The sequence below is a fragment of the Pseudomonas sp. NPDC088444 genome, from assembly GCF_044900175.1.
In the GTDB taxonomy this organism is placed as follows: Bacteria; Pseudomonadota; Gammaproteobacteria; order Pseudomonadales; family Pseudomonadaceae; genus Aquipseudomonas.
Genome location: NZ_JBJDNK010000025.1, coordinates 1 through 18,300 on the forward strand (window position 1 = coordinate 1; position 18,300 = coordinate 18,300).

At 59.8% G+C, this 18,300-nt stretch carries 19 protein-coding genes; 18 read left to right on the forward strand and 1 reads right to left on the reverse strand.

Annotated elements, in window-relative coordinates; all coding sequences use genetic code 11:
- The 12 genes from rpmF to ACI2KB_RS28790 form a co-directional block, all read left to right on the forward strand.
- A partial coding sequence (gene rpmF / locus ACI2KB_RS28735; protein ID WP_404640487.1) for a 50S ribosomal protein L32 occupies window positions 1–133 on the forward strand: 133 nt, incomplete at its 5' end.
- Window positions 134–137: 4 nt separating this feature from the next.
- Entirely contained in the window at window positions 138–1,145 is a 1,008-nt protein-coding gene (plsX, locus tag ACI2KB_RS28740) for a phosphate acyltransferase PlsX (RefSeq protein ID WP_404640447.1), read from the forward strand.
- Window positions 1,146–1,275: 130 nt separating this feature from the next.
- The gene (gene fabD / locus ACI2KB_RS28745; RefSeq protein ID WP_404640449.1) at window positions 1,276–2,214 is read left to right on the forward strand and encodes an ACP S-malonyltransferase; all 939 of its coding nucleotides are present in this window, start codon (window positions 1,276–1,278) and stop codon (window positions 2,212–2,214) included.
- Window positions 2,215–2,235: 21 nt separating this feature from the next.
- Window positions 2,236–2,976 carry a 3-oxoacyl-ACP reductase FabG gene (gene fabG, locus ACI2KB_RS28750; protein ID WP_404640451.1) on the forward strand — a complete coding sequence of 247 codons (741 nt, stop codon included), beginning with the start codon at window positions 2,236–2,238 and terminating at the stop codon, window positions 2,974–2,976.
- 186 nt (window positions 2,977–3,162) lie between these two features.
- Complete coding sequence (acpP, locus tag ACI2KB_RS28755; RefSeq protein WP_404640453.1) at window positions 3,163–3,399, forward strand: acyl carrier protein; 237 nt, start codon at window positions 3,163–3,165, stop codon at window positions 3,397–3,399.
- 108 nt (window positions 3,400–3,507) lie between these two features.
- The gene (gene fabF, locus ACI2KB_RS28760; protein WP_404640455.1) at window positions 3,508–4,752 is read left to right on the forward strand and encodes a beta-ketoacyl-ACP synthase II; all 1,245 of its coding nucleotides are present in this window, start codon (window positions 3,508–3,510) and stop codon (window positions 4,750–4,752) included.
- On the forward strand, window positions 4,749–5,567 hold the full coding sequence (pabC, locus tag ACI2KB_RS28765) for an aminodeoxychorismate lyase (RefSeq protein WP_404640457.1): 819 nt from the start codon (window positions 4,749–4,751) through the stop codon (window positions 5,565–5,567). The genes fabF and pabC overlap by 4 nt, the downstream gene beginning before the upstream one ends.
- A gap of 3 nt (window positions 5,568–5,570) precedes the next feature.
- Window positions 5,571–6,752: an endolytic transglycosylase MltG gene (gene mltG, locus ACI2KB_RS28770; protein WP_404640459.1), complete on the forward strand. Its 1,182-nt coding sequence runs from the start codon at window positions 5,571–5,573 to the stop codon at window positions 6,750–6,752.
- 19 nt (window positions 6,753–6,771) lie between these two features.
- A complete protein-coding gene (gene tmk, locus ACI2KB_RS28775; protein WP_404640461.1) occupies window positions 6,772–7,416 on the forward strand; it encodes a dTMP kinase in 645 nt (214 codons plus the stop codon).
- Window positions 7,409–8,395: a DNA polymerase III subunit delta' gene (locus tag ACI2KB_RS28780; RefSeq protein WP_404640463.1), complete on the forward strand. Its 987-nt coding sequence runs from the start codon at window positions 7,409–7,411 to the stop codon at window positions 8,393–8,395. The genes tmk and ACI2KB_RS28780 overlap by 8 nt, the downstream gene beginning before the upstream one ends.
- A gap of 39 nt (window positions 8,396–8,434) precedes the next feature.
- Entirely contained in the window at window positions 8,435–8,791 is a 357-nt protein-coding gene (locus ACI2KB_RS28785; RefSeq protein WP_037011754.1) for a PilZ domain-containing protein, read from the forward strand.
- Between the two features lie 15 nt (window positions 8,792–8,806).
- Complete coding sequence (locus ACI2KB_RS28790) at window positions 8,807–9,595, forward strand: TatD family hydrolase (protein WP_404640465.1); 789 nt, start codon at window positions 8,807–8,809, stop codon at window positions 9,593–9,595.
- A gap of 228 nt (window positions 9,596–9,823) precedes the next feature.
- On the opposite strand, the gene ACI2KB_RS28795 is transcribed toward ACI2KB_RS28790, so the two are convergent.
- Window positions 9,824–10,957 carry an aminotransferase class V-fold PLP-dependent enzyme gene (locus ACI2KB_RS28795; RefSeq protein ID WP_404640467.1) on the reverse strand — a complete coding sequence of 378 codons (1,134 nt, stop codon included), beginning with the start codon at window positions 10,955–10,957 and terminating at the stop codon, window positions 9,824–9,826.
- A gap of 76 nt (window positions 10,958–11,033) precedes the next feature.
- Between ACI2KB_RS28795 and ACI2KB_RS28800 the strand changes: the two genes are divergently transcribed.
- The 6 genes from ACI2KB_RS28800 (at window position 11,034) to ACI2KB_RS28825 (ending at window position 18,273) form a co-directional block, all read left to right on the forward strand.
- Window positions 11,034–11,690, forward strand: coding sequence for a TetR/AcrR family transcriptional regulator (locus tag ACI2KB_RS28800; RefSeq protein ID WP_404640469.1), 657 nt, complete (start codon window positions 11,034–11,036; stop codon window positions 11,688–11,690).
- A gap of 145 nt (window positions 11,691–11,835) precedes the next feature.
- Complete coding sequence (locus tag ACI2KB_RS28805) at window positions 11,836–12,804, forward strand: GTP 3',8-cyclase MoaA (protein WP_404640471.1); 969 nt, start codon at window positions 11,836–11,838, stop codon at window positions 12,802–12,804.
- A 280-nt stretch (window positions 12,805–13,084) separates the two neighbouring features.
- Window positions 13,085–13,690 carry a DUF4823 domain-containing protein gene (locus ACI2KB_RS28810; protein WP_404640473.1) on the forward strand — a complete coding sequence of 202 codons (606 nt, stop codon included), beginning with the start codon at window positions 13,085–13,087 and terminating at the stop codon, window positions 13,688–13,690.
- 10 nt (window positions 13,691–13,700) lie between these two features.
- On the forward strand, window positions 13,701–14,264 hold the full coding sequence (locus ACI2KB_RS28815) for a DUF1285 domain-containing protein (protein ID WP_404640475.1): 564 nt from the start codon (window positions 13,701–13,703) through the stop codon (window positions 14,262–14,264).
- A gap of 89 nt (window positions 14,265–14,353) precedes the next feature.
- Entirely contained in the window at window positions 14,354–15,364 is a 1,011-nt protein-coding gene (locus tag ACI2KB_RS28820; protein ID WP_404640477.1) for an aspartate-semialdehyde dehydrogenase, read from the forward strand.
- Window positions 15,365–15,480: 116 nt separating this feature from the next.
- Window positions 15,481–18,273, forward strand: a complete 2,793-nt coding sequence (locus ACI2KB_RS28825; protein ID WP_404640478.1) for a FimV/HubP family polar landmark protein — start codon at window positions 15,481–15,483, stop codon at window positions 18,271–18,273.
- Window positions 18,274–18,300 lie beyond the last annotated feature (27 nt).

Below are 18,300 nucleotides of genomic sequence, written 5' to 3' on the forward strand. Positions count from 1 at the left end.
TTCGCACGACGCTCTCGAGGCTAGCGCTCTGTCTGTAGAAAAAACCACTGGTGAAGTTCACCTGCGTCACCACGTGTCGCCAGAAGGCGTATATCGTGGCCGTAAAGTGATCGACAAGGGCGCTGACGAGTAATTTCTTGTCCGCTCCGATCATCGCGATCGACGCAATGGGCGGGGACTTCGGTCCCCGCAGCATTGTTCAGGCCAGCATTGCCTGCCTGCTCGCTACCCCCTCGCTTCACTTGATCCTCGTGGGTCACGCTCCCCTTCTTGAAGAACTCATCGCACGCCATTCCGGTGTCGATCGGTCGCGCCTGTCCGTTGTACACGCCAGTGAGGTCATCACGATGGATGACCGCCCGTCGCTTGCGTTGCGCGGCAAACCGGACTCATCGATGCGTGTGGCGTTGCGTTTGCTTGCGCAAGGTACTGTTCAGGCGTGCGTGAGTGCGGGGAATACGGGTGCGTTGATGGCGCTGTCGCGGTTTGTTCTCAAGACGCTGCCTGGCATCGACCGTCCGGCCATGGTTGCGGCCATTCCGACGCAGCGCGGGTACTGTCAACTGCTCGATCTGGGTGCCAACGTCGATTGCAGTGCAGAAAACCTGTACCAGTTCGCCGTCATGGGATCGGTGGCGGCTGAAGCACTGGGTGTCGTGCGGCCGAAGGTGGCGCTGCTCAATGTCGGCACTGAGGACATCAAGGGTAATCAGCAGGTGAAGCTCGCCGCGAGTCTTCTGCAAGCGGCGCCCGGCCTTCATTACACCGGTTTCATCGAGGGCGATGGGCTGTACCGAGGCGAGGCGGATGTAGTCGTTTGTGACGGCTTCGTGGGTAATATCCTGCTCAAGTCCAGTGAGGGGCTGGCGACGATGATCGGTGAGCGGATTGAAACACTGTTCCGCCAGAATGTGATGTCCAGAGCGGTAGGGGCACTGGCGATGCCGTTGCTCAAGCGGCTCCGGGCCGATCTGGCACCGGCTCGGCACAATGGCGCCAGCTTTTTGGGTTTGCAGGGCATTGTGGTGAAAAGTCACGGTTCGGCAGGGGTTCAGGGCTTTCAGAGCGCCATACAGCGCGCGTTGATCGAGATTCAGGAGAATCTGCCTGAGCGTCTGCATGGGCGCCTGGAAGAACTGCTCTAGTGTGACTTGCGCTAGAATGTGACGCCTGTGACTGGCCGGTCATCCAACGCTCCAGTTGCAACACATTGAATTACCAAGCGTTCGGCCTGGCCGGACGCTCTTTTTGACGACAATAATCAGGGGCTTGTTCATGTCTGCTTCCGTCGCATTCGTCTTTCCGGGCCAAGGCTCGCAGTCCCTCGGCATGCTTGCCGAACTGGGCGCGCAATACCCGTTGGTTCTGGATACGTTCAAAGAAGCCTCCGATGCCCTGGGCTACGACCTGTGGGCGCTGACCCAGCAAGGGCCGGAAGAGAACCTCAATCAGACCGATAAAACCCAGCCCGCCATCCTGACCGCGTCGATTGCCTTGTGGCGTCTGTGGCTGGCTGAAGGTGGCGCGCGTCCCGCATTCGTTGCCGGTCATAGTCTGGGCGAGTACAGCGCACTGGTTGCAGCGGGCAGCCTTTCGCTGGCTGACGCGGTCAAGCTGGTCGAGCGTCGTGGCCAGTTGATGCAGGAAGCCGTTCCGGCAGGTCAGGGCGGTATGGCGGCCATTCTGGGGCTGGAAGACGCTGATGTCATCGCTGCCTGTGCTGAAGCGGCTCAGGGTGATGTGGTCAGTGCCGTCAACTTCAATTCGCCAGGCCAGGTGGTGATTGCCGGTGCCAAGGCGGCTGTTGACCGCGCCATTGAGGTCTGCAAGGCCAAGGGCGCCAAGCGTGCCCTGCCGCTGCCGGTCAGCGTGCCATCGCATTGCGAGCTGATGCGCCCGGCGGCTGAGCGTTTCGCAGAATCTGTCGCGGCCATCGATTGGCAGGTCCCGCAGATTCCGTTGGTGCAGAACGTCACTGCGGCGGTGGCTGCGGACCTGGACACGTTGAAAACCGATTTGCTGCAACAGTTGTACAAGCCGGTTCGCTGGGTTGAATCGATCCAGACCCTGGCTGCCAACGGTGCGCTACAACTGGTCGAGTGTGGTCCGGGCAAAGTACTGGCCGGTCTCAACAAGCGTTGCGCCGACGGCGTGAACACTTACAACCTCAATACCCCGGATGCCTTCGCTGCCGCCCGTGCAGCGCTGGCCTGATCCCGATAAGGAGACGCTTGCATGAGTCTGCAAGGTAAAGTTGCATTGGTCACTGGCGCCAGCCGTGGCATTGGTCGGGCCATCGCCCTTGAACTGGGTCGTAGCGGCGCTACCGTCGTAGGGACTGCAACGTCTGAAGCCGGTGCTGAAAAAATTACCGCGTATTTCAAGGAAAGCGGTGTCGAAGGCTTCGGTCTGGCTCTGGACGTTGGCAGCGACGAGTCCGTGAGTGCCGTTCTGGCTCAGATCACCGAGCGTGTTGGCGCTCCGTTGATCCTGGTCAACAACGCCGGTATCACCCGTGACAACCTGATGATGCGCATGAAGGATGACGAGTGGCATGACGTCATCAACACCAACCTGACTAGCCTGTATCGCCTGAGCAAAGGCGTGCTGCGCGGCATGACCAAGGCTCGTTGGGGTCGTATCATCAGCATCGGCTCGGTGGTGGGTGCCATGGGCAATGCCGGTCAAGTAAACTACGCCGCCGCGAAAGCGGGTCTGGAAGGTTTCAGCCGCGCACTGGCGCGTGAAGTCGGTTCGCGGGCAGTGACCGTGAACTCGGTGACCCCGGGCTTCATCGACACTGACATGACGCGTGAACTGCCAGAGGCACAACGTGATTCCCTGACGGGCCAGATTCCTCTGGGTCGACTGGGGCAGGCAGAAGAGATCGCGCACGTGGTCGCTTTTCTTGCCTCGGAAGGTGCAGGCTACGTGACCGGGGCTACAATCCCCGTGAACGGCGGCATGTACATGTGACTTCCCGTACCGAAAAATTGTCATACGGGCTGTCTAAAATCCGTTATAAAGCTGAAATCTATTAATGGGTTGCGGGGCGATGGGGCAGGCAGGATTTGCGTTTAGCTTGAAATACGCAAAACCTCTTCTATACACTTACCCATCGGCCAGCTGCCCGAATTTGTCCACTAGGAGTTAAAACACGGTATGAGCACCATCGAAGAGCGCGTCAAGAAAATCGTTGCCGAGCAACTTGGCGTCAAACAAGAGGAAGTGGTCAACACCGCTTCTTTCGTTGAAGACCTGGGTGCCGACTCCCTTGACACCGTTGAGCTGGTAATGGCTCTGGAAGAGGAATTCGAGACCGAAATCCCTGACGAAGAAGCCGAGAAGATCACCACCGTTCAAGCTGCTATCGACTACGTCAACGCCCATCAAGGCTAAGACTTCGCAGTCATAGTTCGCTGTCCTGGAGAAACCGCACTGCCTCAGGCGTGCGGTTTTTTCTTTGAATAGGGCCAGCGTTTCGTCAATAGAATAAAGGAGAGTCCTGTGTCGCGTAGACGCGTCGTGGTCACCGGTATGGGTATGCTGACGCCGCTGGGTAATGATGTGCCCAGCACCTGGCAAGGTATTCTGGCTGGTCAGAGTGGCATTGGCCCCATCGAACACACGGACCTTTCGGCTTATACGACCCGTTTCGGCGGTTCGGTCAAAGGCTTCAACGTCGAAGAATACCTGTCGCCCAAAGAGGCGCGCCGTCTCGACCTGTTCATCCAATACGGCCTGGCCGCCAGCTTTCAGGCTGTGCGCAATGCCGGGGTCGAAATCACCGACGCCAATCGTGAGCGCGTAGGTGTGGCCATGGGCTCCGGTATCGGTGGCCTGACCAACATCGAAAACACCAGCCGCCTGATGCATGAGCAGGGGCCGGGCAAGATCTCCCCGTTTTTCGTACCGGGTTCGATCATCAACATGATTTCTGGTTTCCTGTCGATCCATCTGGGCGCACAGGGGCCGAACTACGCCATCGCTACTGCGTGCACCACCAGCACGCATTGCATCGGCATGGCCGCGCGCAACATTGCTTATGATGAAGCGGACGTCATGATTGCCGGGGGCGCCGAGATGGCCGCCTGCGGTCTGGGCATGGGGGGCTTTGGTGCCTCGCGCGCGCTGTCGACTCGCAACGATGAGCCGACACGGGCCAGCCGCCCATGGGACAAGGGGCGTGATGGGTTCGTCCTGTCCAATGGCGCAGGCGCGCTGGTGCTCGAAGAGCTTGAGCACGCCAAGGCGCGTGGTGCGACCATTTACGCCGAATTGATCGGTTTCGGCATGAGTGGCGATGCGTTCCACATGACCTCGCCGCCCGACGACGGCGCAGGGGCTGCGCGTTGCATCACCAATGCTCTGCGCGATGCGAAGATCACCCCGGATCAGGTGCAGTACATCAACGCACACGGCACCTCGACGCCTGCGGGCGACCTGGCGGAAGTCAACGCCATCAAGTCGGTATTCGGCGAGCATGCTTACAAGCTCGCCGTCAGTTCGACCAAGTCGATGACGGGGCATTTGCTGGGGGCGGCGGGCGCCATTGAGGCGATTTTCAGCGTGCTGGCGATCAACGGCCAGGTTGCGCCGCCGACCATCAACCTCGACGAGCCAGGCGAGGGTTGCGATCTGGACTTCGTGCCTCACGAAGCCCGCAGCATGCCGATCGACGTCGTGGTGTCCAATTCCTTCGGGTTTGGCGGCACCAATGGCTCGCTGGTGTTCCGTCGGTTCGCTGAATGACCCTGTGCTGGATCGATGGCCAGCCCGCCAGCCAACTGTCCGTGAAGGACAGGGGCCTGGCCTACGGAGATGGTTTCTTTGAAACCATTCTGGTCAAGGCGGGTAAGCCATTACTCTTTGATGGTCATTTACAGCGTCTGGCGTTGACCGGAAAGCGTCTTGCGTTCTCGCTCGATCTGCTTTTGGTCGAGTCGGAATGCCGGGCGTTCGCCAGCCAGATGCAGGAAGGGGTGATGAAATTGATCATCACCCGTGGCGATGGCTTGCGAGGTTATGCCCCAACACCGGGCGCGCGAGGTCTGCGCATTCTGCAGGCCAGTCCGTTACCTGCCTATCCGCCGTCGAATGCCGAGCAGGGCGTGCGCCTGTATCCTTGTCAAACCCGCTTGGCCGAACAGCCGCTATTGGCAGGTCTCAAGCATCTCAACCGTCTTGAGCAGGTCCTTGCCCGGAACGAATGGCACGACGCTGAGCACGCCGAAGGCTTGATGCGTGACACGTCTGGTCGGATCGTCGAGGCGGTCTACAGCAACCTGTTCATGGTCAAGGGCGGCGTGTTGTTGACGCCGGATCTTTCCCGCTGTGGTGTGGCCGGGGTGATGCGTGCCGAGCTGCTGGCATTGGCCGAGGACGCGAATATGCCGGTTCGGGCACTGGATCTACAGATGTCCGATCTGCGCAAGGCCGACGAAGTTTTCGTCTGCAACAGTGTGTATGGCATCTGGCCGGTGCGGGCGTTCGAACAACTGATCTGGCCGGTTGGCGCTGTCACCCGTAAACTGCAACACCTCGTTCGCGGGCTTCTGGATATCTGATTCGTGATCCGAAAATTATTCGTCTTGCTGGAAACGGGTGTGGTTCTGGCGGGGCTGTTACTGGGTCTGGCCTTCTGGCAGCAGAACAACGCGCTGCAACAACCGCTGAACCTCACGCAGGAACAACTGCTCGATGTGCCTTCCGGCGCGTCACCCACGGGCGTGCTCAATCGTTTACAGGCAGACGGCGTGATCAAGGATGCCTTCTGGTTGCGCCTCTACTGGCGTTTCAACCTCGCGGGGCAAGCGCTGCACAGCGGCGAATACCGCATGACCCCGGGGATGGACGCCAGGGCGTTGCTGGCTCTGTGGCAAAAGGGCGAGGTCGTGCAATACAGCCTGACGCTGGTGGAAGGCTGGAATTTTCGTCAGGTCCGCGCTGCGTTGGCCAAGCAGGCCAAGCTGGAGCAGACGCTGGCAGGCCTTAGCGACAGTGAACTGATGACGAAGCTCGGTCATCCGAATGTCTTCCCCGAAGGGCGCTTCTTTCCCGACACCTATCGTTATGTGCGCGGCATGACCGATGCCGAGTTGTTGAAACAGGCCTACAACCGCCTCGACGAAGTGTTGCAGGAGGAGTGGGACAAACGCGCAGCCGATGTGCCTTACGCCGATCCCTATCAGGCGCTGATCATGGCTTCTCTGGTGGAGAAGGAAACCGGCGTGCCGCAAGAGCGTGGGCAGATCGCAGGCGTGTTCGTGCGTCGTCTTCAGCAAGGCATGTTGCTGCAGACCGACCCCACCGTCATCTACGGTCTGGGCGAGCGGTACAACGGCAAGATCACCCGGGCGTTTCTGAAAGAGGCGACGCCCTACAACACCTATGTCATTTCGGGGTTACCGCCGACGCCGATTTCCATGGTCGGGCGCGAGGCGATTCACGCAGCCATGAACCCGGTGCCGGGAAACAGCCTGTATTTCGTGGCGAGAGGGGATGGCAGCCACGTCTTTTCCGCTGATCTGGATGCCCACAATGCGGCCGTCAAAGAGTTTCAGCTCAAGCGCCGGGCCGACTATCGGTCCAGCCCGGCACCGGCAACAACGCCTGCTGCGGAAAATGGCACCGACGCCGACAAGCCCGTGCCGGAATCGCCTGCTGCACCTCAAGTGCCGATGCCCGAACAACCGGCGCCCTCGACCGAGCCCAGCGACAAACCTGAAAAAAGCGAATCGACCCCGCAATGAATCTGATGAAGGACAGCCTGTGACTGGTTTGTTTATCACCCTTGAAGGTCCCGAAGGCGCGGGCAAAAGCACCAACCGTGAATTCCTGGCCGAGCGCCTTCGCAGCCACGGTATTGACGTAGTGCTCACCCGTGAGCCGGGCGGCACCCCGTTGGCTGAGCGCATTCGGGAGTTATTGTTGGCGCCGAGCGATGAAACGATGGATGCCGACACCGAGCTGCTGCTGGTCTTTGCTGCGCGCGCGCAGCATTTGGCGGGTGTAATTCGCCCGGCGTTGGCCCGGGGAGCGGTGGTGTTGTGTGACAGGTTTACCGATGCAACCTACGCCTATCAAGGCGGGGGGCGCGGCCTGTCGGTCGAGCGCATCGCTGCACTGGAAAATTTCGTACAGGGCGACCTGCGCCCGGACCTGACGCTGGTGTTCGATCTGCCGGTGGACATTGGCCTGGCTCGCGCCTCGGCTCGGGGGCGTCTGGACCGTTTCGAGCAAGAGGGGCGTGCGTTTTTCGACGCCGTACGCAGCACCTACCTCAATCGTGCCGCCGCTGCGCCTGAGCGCTATCGCCTGGTGGATGCCGCGTTGCCGCTGGATCAGGTCCAGGCTTCTCTCGATGCGCTGTTGCCAGACCTGCTGAAACAGCTCGCGGATCGTCAGCATGGCTGAGGCCTACCCTTGGCAGGAAAGCCTCTGGCAGCAATTGGCCGGTCGCACCCAGCACGCGCACGCTTACCTGTTGCATGGCCCGGCCGGGATCGGCAAGCGGGCACTGGCGGAGCGGCTGATGCATTTGCTGTTGTGCCAGCAGCCTCGGGGGCTCGAGGCGTGTGGGGAGTGCAAATCCTGTTTGTTGCTGGCGGCAGGCAGCCATCCTGACAACTATGTGCTTGAGCCGGAGGAAGCCGACAAGGCGATCAAGGTCGATCAGGTGCGCGATCTGGTCAGTTTCGTGGTGCAGACCGCTCAGATGGGCGGTCGCAAAGTGGTGCTGATCGAGCCGGTGGAGTCGATGAACATCAACGCAGCCAACGCCTTGTTGAAGAGCCTTGAGGAGCCGTCAGGCGACACGGTGTTGCTGCTGGTCAGTCACCAGCCGAGTCGTTTGTTGCCGACCATCAAGAGTCGCTGCGTGCAACAGGCCTGTCCCTTGCCAAGCGAAGCGACGAGCGTAGCCTGGCTTGCCAGCGCGTTGCCTGATTGCAGCGAAGAGGAACGCGTTGAACTGCTGACCCTGGCAGCGGGCTCACCTCTGGCAGCCGTGACGCTTCAGACGCAGGGCATTCGTGAGCAGCGTGCGCTGGTGGTCGATGGCGTGAAGAAGCTGCTCAAGGGCCAGCAATCGCCAACGCAGCTGGCCGAAGGCTGGAAGGAAGTCCCGCTGTTGCTGTTGTTCGACTGGTTTTGTGACTGGTCAAATCTGATTCTGCGCTATCAGTTGACCGAGGACGAAAGCGGCCTGGGTCTGGCCGACATGCGCAAGGTCGTGCAGTATCTGGCGCAGAAGTCGCCCCAGCAAAAAGTGCTGGCCATGCAGGACTGGGTTCTGTTGCAGCGTCAGAAAGTCTTGTCCAAGGCCAACCTGAACCGCGTTTTATTACTCGAAGCCTTGTTGGTGCAGTGGGCATCTCTGACCGGACAGGGGTAGACTGGCCGCATGACATCAGCATCTACAGAGGAAGTTGAGATGAGCGTCCCCCTGAGTCCGGGCCCGCGTAACGGCATCCTGTCGCTGACCATCAAGGACAAATCGGTCCTGTACGCCGCGTACATGCCGTTCATCAAGAATGGCGGGCTGTTCATCCCCACCAGCAAAAGCTACAAGCTGGGGGATGAGGTGTTCATGCTGCTAAACCTGATGGACGAGCCGGAAAAGATTCCGGTGGCGGGCAAAGTGACCTGGATCACCCCGAAAGGTGCCCAAGGTAACCGCGCGGCTGGCGTCGGTGTGCAGTTCAACGACGGCGACAACACGGCCCGTAACATGATTGAAAATTATCTGGCCGGTGCTTTGAAGTCCGACCGTCCTACCCACACGATGTAATTCATTGCGATTCCCATGCTTGTAGATTCCCACTGCCACCTCGATCGTCTCGATCTCGCTCAACACGACGGCTCCCTGGATAATGCGCTGGACGCAGCGCGAGGGCGAGGCGTTGGCCATTTTCTGTGTATCGGTGTCAGTGCCGACAACGCTGCCAACGTAAAAGCGCTGGCAGAGCGCTATGACGACGTCGACTGTTCGGTCGGCATCCATCCACTCGACATCAAACCGGGTGAGGAACCTGCGCTGGAGTGGCTGCTTGACGAACTGAACCATCCGCGTGTCGTGGCCATTGGCGAAACGGGGCTGGATTACCACTACGAGCCTGAAGCGGCCGAACTGCAACAGGCGTCATTTCGCCTGCATCTGCAAGCCGCCAACGCCACTGGCAAACCGGTGATCGTCCACACGCGAGGCGCGCGTGCCGACACGCTGGAACTGCTGCGTGAAGCCGCGTTGCCTCAGGCAGGGGTGTTGCACTGTTTCACTGAAGACTGGGACATGGCCAAGGCGGCGTTGGACCTGGGCTTTTACATTTCCCTTTCAGGGATCGTCACGTTCCGCAATGCCGACGCCCTGCGTGATGTCGCGAGCAAAGTGCCCGCCGATCGCTTGCTGGTCGAGACCGACTCGCCTTACCTGGCGCCGATCCCCTATCGTGGCAAACCGAACCTGCCGCAGTACGTGCGGGAAGTGGCGGAATTTCTGGCGATGCTGCGAGGGGAGAGTTTTGAGCGTTTCTCGCAGCAGACCACCGAGAACTTCAAGCGCCTGTTTCCGCTGGCCCGGGTCAAGGCTGCCTGAGCGCGCCAAATCGCGGGCAAAAAAAACCCGGGTTCTGGGGGGGGAATCCGGGTTAAGACCATTAGGAGTAAAACAAAGACACGCTATCCATTGGTGCCTTTACCGATGCTGGCACTTGGGGGAGATGCCGCACCGACAGATTCAGTATTGGTCATATTCCACGGGCGTCCAGCACACGGTTGTACGTTTTTTAAACAGTTTTGGAATACTCAGTCTGCTGCTGATACCTCAATGCTTGGCAATCGCGCTGACGATGGCCAATGTCTCCTCGATCACCCGCGATTGCGTATAGAAATGTGGCGAAAAGCGGATGCCTGGCCCCCGTGGCAAACACACCACCTGCTGTTGCATCAACTGCTGCCAGACCTGTGCTGACGGCTTGCCATCCAGACTGAAGGTGAAAATGCCCGATCGCCGTGCCGTTTCTCCGGATGAATGCAACCGCACGCCGGTGATCGTGCTGAGCCCCTGTTCCAGCCATGTCACCCGTTCGATAACGGCTTTTCCGACAGCGTCCATGCCCACTTCCTCCAATAGCGAGAGGCTCGCATCCAGCGCCATGGCGCCGAGGGTGTTGGGGCTGCCGCATTCGAAACGCTGCGCGCTGGCCGCAGGTTGCCACTCGTTGCGCCCGTAATCACCGGAGTGCTCCAGCATGTGCCAGCCGAATTCGTGGAGTTTCAATTGCGGTCGCAGCTCGGCCCGGCAGTAAAACACCCCGAGCCCTTCCGGGCTGCACATCCATTTATGGCCGTCCGCCATCGCGAAGTCGCACTGGCTGGCCTGCACGTCGAAGGGCAGGGCGCCGATGTGTTGAATGGCGTCGATGCAAAACAGCACATGCCGTTGTTTGCAGCCGTGCCCAAGGCGTTCGATGTCCAGTCGTGTTCCTGTAGCGAACTGCACCGAACTGATGGACAGCAAGCGCGTGCGAGGATCGCAAGCGGCGAGCAACGCGCCCTCCGGGTCGTCGCCTTTGAGGCTGACTTGAATCACCTCGACGCCTTGGGGCTTGAGCGCTTCCCAGACGACGCGATTGGAAGGAAATTCCTCATCGCTGATGACCACGTTGTCGCCGCTTTTCCAGTCGAGGCCAAAAGCGACAAATGACAGGGCTTCCGAGGTGTTTTTGACCAGTGCGATGTCATCCGTCGACGGAGCGTTCATCAGGCGGGCCAGTCGTCCGCGAAGGCGTTGCTCGACCTTCATCCAGTCCGGATAGTCCCGCGCGCCCCGTAAAACGTTCTCTTCGGCGAAATTCTGGATGGCGATCGCCGTGCGTTTCGGCCAGGGACCGACGGCTGCATGGTTGAGATAACGCAAATCGGTCGCTTGCGCGAACTCTTCTTGAAACGTGGACATGGTCGGATGATCCGTGCAATTTCCCGCCATTTAGGCATAATGTGCGGCTTCGATTTTGACTCCACAGCCTCTTCCTATGCAGAAAGAACCTCGTAAGGTCCGTGAGTTTCGGCGCCGTGAGCAAGAAATTCTCGATACCGCGTTAAAGCTGTTTCTCGAACAGGGTGAAGACAGTGTCACTGTCGAGATGATTGCTGATGCCGTGGGTATTGGCAAAGGCACGATTTACAAGCATTTCAAGTCGAAGGCGGAGATCTACCTGCGCCTGATGCTCGACTACGAGCGCGATTTGAACGAGTTGCTGCACTCTGCCGACGTCGACAAGGACAAGGAGGCGCTGTCCCGCGCCTACTTCGAATTCCGCATGCGCGATCCGCAGCGTTATCGCCTGTTCGATCGGTTGGAAGAGAAAGTGGTCAAGGGCAATCAGGTGCCCGAGATGGTCGAGCAGTTGCACAAGATCCGTGCCTCCAACTTCGAACACCTGACGCTGCTGATCAAAGGCCGCATCTCCGAGGGCAAGCTCGAAGACGTCCCGCCTTACTTTCATTACTGCGCGGCCTGGGCGCTGGTGCACGGCGCCGTGGCGCTGTATCACTCGCCGTTCTGGAGCAACGTGCTGGAAGATCAGGAAGGCTTTTTCCAGTTCCTGATGGACATCGGCGTGCGCATGGGCAACAAGCGCAAGCGTGACCCCGAAACCGGTCATGACCTCAAGCCTGCCACGACCTGAGGCGAGCTTCCTGACGTGATGTCTCCATGGCAGACGCTGTATCCGGCGTCTGCCATATCTTCCCGATCTTTGCCCGGAATGACGCTTGTCAAAAGTTGATTTATGAGTCAGCTTTTGCGCGCTGCACCACTTTCCGGAGTTTTCCATGATCGTTGATCGCCAGGGCCGACGTTTTCGCAACTTGCGAATCAGTCTGACGTCTGCCTGCAATTACGCGTGTACCTATTGCGTGCCGGATGGCAAGCGGCTAGTGGCTGCGCAGCATGAGTTGTCTGCCGAGTCCATGGCGCGAGGTGTGGAATACCTGATCGAAGCGGCGGGCATCGAGCGGCTGCGCATCACTGGTGGCGAGCCGTTGGTGAGTCCGCGTCTGGAGCATTTCTTGGGGCAAATCGGCCGAATGGGTCTGTCGGACGTCAGTTTGACCACCAATGGCCAGTTACTCGCGCGCAAATTGCCAATCCTGCTCGACGCAGGCATTCGCCGCCTCAACGTCTCACTGGATACTCTCGATCCCGCCGCGTTCCGGGCCATTGCCCGTGGTGGTGATCTGGCCACCGTGCTTGATGGCATGGAGCAGGCGAGGGCGGCGGGCATTGCAATCAAAGTCAACATGGTGCCGCTGCGGGGCAGTAATCTGGATCAAGTCATGCCGTTGCTCGATTACTGCCTTGAGCGGGGTTATGAGCTGCGTTTCATCGAGTTGATGCGCATGGGGCATCTGGCGAGCGATCACAACGGCTTTCTTCAACAGTTCGTCAGTCTTGAACAGTTGCTCGCGCTGATTGGTGAGCGCTATGAGTATCAGCAGGCCGACGCGCCGGTGGATGCCACAGCGGTGCGTTATCGCATTCCCGGCAAGGGACACTTTGGTGTGATCGCCAACGAGAGCGTGCCATTCTGCCGGACATGCTCCCGCCTGCGTCTGTCTTCCACGGGTTGGCTGCACGGATGCCTGTCTTCCAGCAATCGCCATTACGTCGGCGACCTGTTCGACAAACCTCGCCATCACGCTTTGCCTGCGCTGCAACGGCTGTTGATCAAAGCGCTGGGAGACAAACAGCCGCTGGCGTTCTCCGGCGGGGCGACGGTGATGAAGATTATTGGTGGGTGAGCCCGGTTTATCCGAAAGAACGTGGGAGATACCAGTGGGAAATGATGTTGGCCGGACTGCCGCATTCGCCACCGAGCCGGCTCCCACAAAGATCGTACCGAATCCAATTTTGTATTAGATGCTGAACCTGTGGGAGCCGCCTTGGCGGCGAATGCGGCAGTCCGGCCAACATAGAAGCTCCCACCTGTAATGCAACTGCGTGAATTCCTGCTGAGCTGGCGCAAAAGCTGCATTACCCGGCCATTCGCCGGTTTTCCGTCGCCGGATTTTGGAGGAAGTAATGCGTAGCCTGGTTTTACTGCTGACGTTTTTGGCACTGAGCGGCTGCATGCACGTCAGCGATCTGGCACAGGGCGCTCATGATGAGCTCAGTGATGCCGGTCTGCTGGATCACAGCTCGACGCGCCGGATCAACAATTTCCGTCTGCAACCAGACTCCTTCATTTATATCGCGCAAGGCGCCTTCGTGCCGCCAGGCGGAGCATACCCGCGGACAAACGTCGTGGCAGAAGAAGCCTTCAATGGCTTCATCGAATACTTCCCGATGGTGCGTCGCGCCCGTGCAGCGGAAGGGCTGGATGAAGCGATGAACGAGGCCCGCGCGGCGGGAGCGCACTATCTGCTGTACACCCGGTTCGCCCGAGCGGACGACCGGATTGGCAACTTCGATGAGTGGTCGGATCAGGAGGCTGTTGACCGGCTCGGCATCGATAACGGTGTGATTCAGTTGATGCTGATCGAAACCAATACCCGCTATCTCATCGATTCAGCGCGCATTCATATGCGCGGCGGCCTGCTGACGCTGTACAACACCAAGCCTGAAGATTTGCTCGGCCCGCCGATGGAGGATTACGCTCGTAGTCTGTTGGGCGTCGAAGCCCGCTGAGGAGCAGCGTATGAGTGGTCCGGGCAAAGCCAACGATCTGTTGGCGCAACTTCCCAAGACCGGCAAGGGTTTGCCACCCGTGCACCTTTGGAACCCTGATTTCTGCGGCGATATCGACATGCGTATCGCCCGTGATGGCACCTGGTTCTATCTGGGGACGCCCATCGGTCGCAAGCCCATGGTGCGTCTGTTTTCCACCATCATTCGCCGGGACGGTGATGATTACTTTCTGATCACGCCGGTCGAGAAGGTTGGCATCACCGTGGACGATGCGCCCTTCGTTGCGGTGTTGCTGGACGTCGAAGGTGAGGGTGAGTCACAGGTTCTGCGTTTCACCACTAACGTCGATGATGTGATCGAGGCAAGCGCCGAGCATCCCCTGCGCGTCAGTGTTGACCCGCAAACCCAAGAGCCCGCGCCTTACGTGCATGTGCGCAGCAACCTGGAAGCGTTGATTCATCGCAATGTCTTCTATCAGCTCGTCGAGTTGGCGGTGGTCCGGGAAATGGATGGGCAGCGCTGGCTTGGCGTCTGGAGTCATGGCGAGTTCTTTGCCATCGGTCTTGAGCCTTGACCGAAGCACGGCTGGTTTTCGTCAGCTCATTTGCCTGGCTCTCATCTCGCGGTTAAAGTGCCGCCCCCCGAATTTTCTGAGGTTTTTCCATGGGCCAGTCCTTTGATATCGCCGTAATTGGCGCCACCGGTACCGTTGGCGAAACCATCGTCCAGATCCTCGAAGAGCGCGACTTCCCGGTGGGGGCGTTGCACCTGTTGGCCAGCGCGGAGTCCGCAGGCAGCTCGGTCGCCTACCGCGGCAAGAACGTGCGTGTGCGAGAGGTCGATGCGTTTGATTTCGGCAAAGTCCAGATTGCGTTTTTTGCCGCAGGTCCCGCAGTGACCCGCAGCTTTGCACCTCGCGCTACGGCAGCGGGGTGTGCCGTGATCGATCTGTCGGGTGGCTTGCCGGTTGAGCAGGCCCCGAATATCGTTCCCGAAGTGAACGGCGACCTGCTGACCCGCTTGAGTAAGCCCTTTCAGGTAGCGTGTCCCAGCTCGGGAGCGACGGCGCTGGCGATGGTGCTCGGTCCGTTGCGCGGCCTATTGGACGTACAGCGTGTGAGTGTCACGGCGTGTCTGGCCGTTTCCAGTCAGGGGCGTGAGGGCGTGAGCGAACTGGCCCGGCAAACCGCAGAGCTGCTCAATATGCGCCCACTGGAACCTCGTGTGTTTGACCGGCAAATGGCATTCAACGTGCTGGCGCAAGTGGGCACCCCAGACGCGCAAGGCCATGTGCCACTTGAAAAACGTATGGTCAGCGAGTTGCGCGAGTTGCTGTCGCTGCCTTTAATCAAGGTCGGCGTCAGTTGCATTCAAGTCCCGGTATTCTTTGGCGATAGCCTGAGCGTGTCAGTGCAGACCGCTGCTGCATTCGATCTGGCGGCCATTGCTGCTGCGCTGGATTCGGCCGAAGGCATCGATCTGGTCGACGCGGGAGATTATCCGACGCCAGTGGGCGATGCGGTCGGTCAGGACGCGGTCTATGTAGGACGTTTACGCGGGGGAATCGACGACGCCTGCGAACTCAACTTCTGGGTGACATCGGACAATGCGCGCAAGGGCGCGGCGCTCAACGCGGTGCAGGTCGCTGAATTGTTGATAAAAGATGTTGCGTAAAAGATACTTGCCCACAATTCAAAGAATCATTCTAGCTGTGGCGTGTCGAAACGCCCTACGCCCTAGCAGGCTTTATCTTCTCGGTCGCCGGGGAAATTTTAAACAAGGGATGGGCTATGGTTCAGGTTCGTAAACTGGTTTTAGCAATCGCAGCAGCTTCGGCGTTGTCATCGGGGATGGCACATGCGCTCGGCCTCGGTGGTTTGACCGTCAAGTCGAGCCTGAATCAGCCACTGCTGGCTGAAATCGAACTCACGCAGGTGCAGGACCTGAATTCCGCGCAGGTGGTGCCGAGTCTGGCGACGTCCGCCGAGTTCGCGCAGGCAGGCGTCGGTCGCATGGCGATTCTCGACGATCTGGTCTTCACGCCGGTGGTCAATCCCGGTGGTAAGAGCGTGCTGCGTATCACCTCGACCAAGCCCATCCGTGACCCTTACGTGAAGTTTCTTGTACAAGTGCTTTGGCCGAACGGCCGTGCGCTGCGTGAGTACAGCCTGCTGCTCGACCCGCCAAAAGCTTCGCCTCAGGCCGCTGCTGCCGCCACTGCGCAATTGCCGTCCACGGCTCCTGCTTTGGCGCCTGCACAAGCGCCTGCCGCGCAAACGCCGCCACCGGCCGCTCCCGCCCCTGTTCCCGCAGCGCCCGCGGAGCCGAAGTACACTCAATACACCACCGCCAACAACGACACGTTGTGGGAAATCGCTGAGCGGGTGCGCAATGGCGGTACGGTTCAGCAGACCATGCTGGCGATTCAAGCACTCAACCCTGACGCGTTCATTGCGGGCAATATCAACCGCTTGAAGAAGGGGCAGGTCCTGCGCCTGCCCACGCCGCAAGAAGCGACTGCCACGCCCCAGCCCCGTGCGCTTGCTGAGGTCGCAGAACAGAATCGCGCCTGGCGCGAAGGCCGTCGTTTGCCGGCCGGAGCGCGTCAGGTCGACGCCACCCGTCGCGAGCGGGCGGGTGCCGCACCTTCCCAGATCGAAGCGAAAGACAACCTGAGCCTCGTCGCGGCGAATGCCAAGCCAGGCGCCAAAGGCGCGGCAGGCGACGCAGATCTTGCCAATAAACTGGCCGTGGCCCAGGAAAGCCTCGACAGCACCCGTCGTGATAACGCCGAGCTGAAAAGCCGCATGGGCGATCTGCAGAGTCAACTCGACAAACTGCAACGTCTGATCGAGCTGAAGAACGATCAACTGGCGAAGATGCAGGCTGCCGGTGCAGCTGTGCCACCACCAGCAGGCGATGCCAACGGCACCGTCAGCCCGAACAGCGCGACCAATCCGAACAATGCCGCCAACCCGATGTCGGCACAGATCGTTCCGCCAGCGCCTGACAGCGCGGGCAAGCCGCCAAATGAAATTGCGCCGGAAGACGCATTGCCGGTCGAAGGCGCCAACGTGACCGGAGCGACGCCGGATCAGCCACTGGCCGTACAGCCTGACGCAGCGAAACCGGACAATCAGAGCGCGCTGGACAAGATTCTCGCCAGCCCGATGCTATTGGGGCTGATTGGCGGTGCAGCCGTTCTGGTTCTGCTGTTGCTGGTATTGCTGCTGGTCCGTCGCCGTAACGCGATCCTCGAAGCCGAAAGACACCGGCAAATGGCGCGTGCACTGTCGGAAGAGTCTGATTTCGCCGCTGACATGAACATGCCCGAAAGCAGTTTCGAGGGTCTGGAGGTTCCTCCTCCTGCGGTAAAGCCGGCACCGCTGGCGGCCGTCATCATTGAGCCGACCCGCGAACGTCCGACCGATGTATTGGTGCAGGCTGAAATTCACATTGCTTATGGCCGTACGAATCAGGCAGCAGCACTGCTGGAAGAGGCCATCAAAGAAGAGCCGCAGCGTCCTGAGCTGCGCCTCAAGCTGATGGAAATCTACGCCCAGCAAGACAACAAGGACGGTTTCGTTGCTCAGGAGCGTCAACTGATTGCCACGGGCAAGAATCACGCTGAAGTCGAACAACTGAAGGCGCGTTACCCCTCCATGGCCGCGGCGGCTGCTGCAGCTGCGGGTGTGGCGGCGGCTGCGGCGCTGGCGGCAGAAATGGACGCCAGATACGTCGAGGATCTGCTGACCGACAAGAGTGAGCCTGAGGTGGCGCACGCACCTGAGCCTTTCGTTGAGCCTGAACCGGCTGCGGAACCTGTTGCAGCAGTGCCGGATGACTTCGATACCGCATTCGACCTGAGCCTGGACGATCTGGAAGCGGCGTCTCCTGCTGAAGTAAAAGATCACAGCGCGCCGGTCGCCGATGCAGGGCTTGATGATCTGGATCTCGATGCGCCGTTCGGCGGTTCTACGCCGGATGACCTGGACTTCGATGCCATTTTGCGTGAGCACACCGAATCTCAGCCGGCGGCGCCTGACAATCTGGAAGATTTCGATCTGAATCTGGCCGAGGACGAACCTGCCCTCAAGGCAGAAGATGATGCGTTGCTGGGCATGAAGGACGAACTGGGCGAGCTGCCGCCGTTCGAAGATGCTGCAGATCTGGGTGCAAGCACGTCGGGGCTGGATGACGAGCTTGAACTGCCTGCCGATTTCGACCTGTCGCTGGCCGATGAAATGGAGAGCGACCCGGCATCCAAGGCATTCGCCTCTGAAATCGATGACGTCAATGCCGAGCTGGAGCGTCTGTCGCAAAGCCTGGAGCAGCCACCGATCGCCAAGCCGTTCGATGACGCAACCTTTGGTGAAGACGATGCGCTGTTGGCGGATGACAACGAGCCGGAATTCGACTTCCTGTCGGGCACCGACGAGGCTGCGACCAAGCTGGACCTGGCGCGGGCCTACATCGAAATGGGTGACGCCGACGGCGCCCGCGACATTCTCGATGAGGTGGTGGCCGAAGGTGATGACGGCCAGAAAAGCGAGGCGCGGGAGATGTTGTCGCGTCTGGCTTGATCCGCTCCTTGTGACTTGGAAAACGAC

What these genes read in the sequence shown, in the direction of transcription:
- fabD (WP_404640449.1), top strand. Translation starts at nt 1,276, where the DNA reads ATGTCTGCTTCCGTCGCATTCGTCTTTCCGGGCCAAGGCTCGCAGTCC.
- fabG (WP_404640451.1), top strand. Translation starts at nt 2,236, where the DNA reads ATGAGTCTGCAAGGTAAAGTTGCATTGGTCACTGGCGCCAGCCGTGGC.
- acpP (WP_404640453.1), top strand. Translation starts at nt 3,163, where the DNA reads ATGAGCACCATCGAAGAGCGCGTCAAGAAAATCGTTGCCGAGCAACTT.
- pabC (WP_404640457.1), top strand. Translation starts at nt 4,749, where the DNA reads ATGACCCTGTGCTGGATCGATGGCCAGCCCGCCAGCCAACTGTCCGTG.
- ACI2KB_RS28780 (WP_404640463.1), top strand. Translation starts at nt 7,409, where the DNA reads ATGGCTGAGGCCTACCCTTGGCAGGAAAGCCTCTGGCAGCAATTGGCC.
- ACI2KB_RS28785 (WP_037011754.1), top strand. Translation starts at nt 8,435, where the DNA reads ATGAGCGTCCCCCTGAGTCCGGGCCCGCGTAACGGCATCCTGTCGCTG.
- ACI2KB_RS28790 (WP_404640465.1), top strand. Translation starts at nt 8,807, where the DNA reads ATGCTTGTAGATTCCCACTGCCACCTCGATCGTCTCGATCTCGCTCAA.
- ACI2KB_RS28795 (WP_404640467.1), bottom strand. Translation starts at nt 10,957, where the DNA reads ATGTCCACGTTTCAAGAAGAGTTCGCGCAAGCGACCGATTTGCGTTAT.
- ACI2KB_RS28800 (WP_404640469.1), top strand. Translation starts at nt 11,034, where the DNA reads ATGCAGAAAGAACCTCGTAAGGTCCGTGAGTTTCGGCGCCGTGAGCAA.
- ACI2KB_RS28805 (WP_404640471.1), top strand. Translation starts at nt 11,836, where the DNA reads ATGATCGTTGATCGCCAGGGCCGACGTTTTCGCAACTTGCGAATCAGT.
- ACI2KB_RS28810 (WP_404640473.1), top strand. Translation starts at nt 13,085, where the DNA reads ATGCGTAGCCTGGTTTTACTGCTGACGTTTTTGGCACTGAGCGGCTGC.
- ACI2KB_RS28815 (WP_404640475.1), top strand. Translation starts at nt 13,701, where the DNA reads ATGAGTGGTCCGGGCAAAGCCAACGATCTGTTGGCGCAACTTCCCAAG.
- ACI2KB_RS28820 (WP_404640477.1), top strand. Translation starts at nt 14,354, where the DNA reads ATGGGCCAGTCCTTTGATATCGCCGTAATTGGCGCCACCGGTACCGTT.
- ACI2KB_RS28825 (WP_404640478.1), top strand. Translation starts at nt 15,481, where the DNA reads ATGGTTCAGGTTCGTAAACTGGTTTTAGCAATCGCAGCAGCTTCGGCG.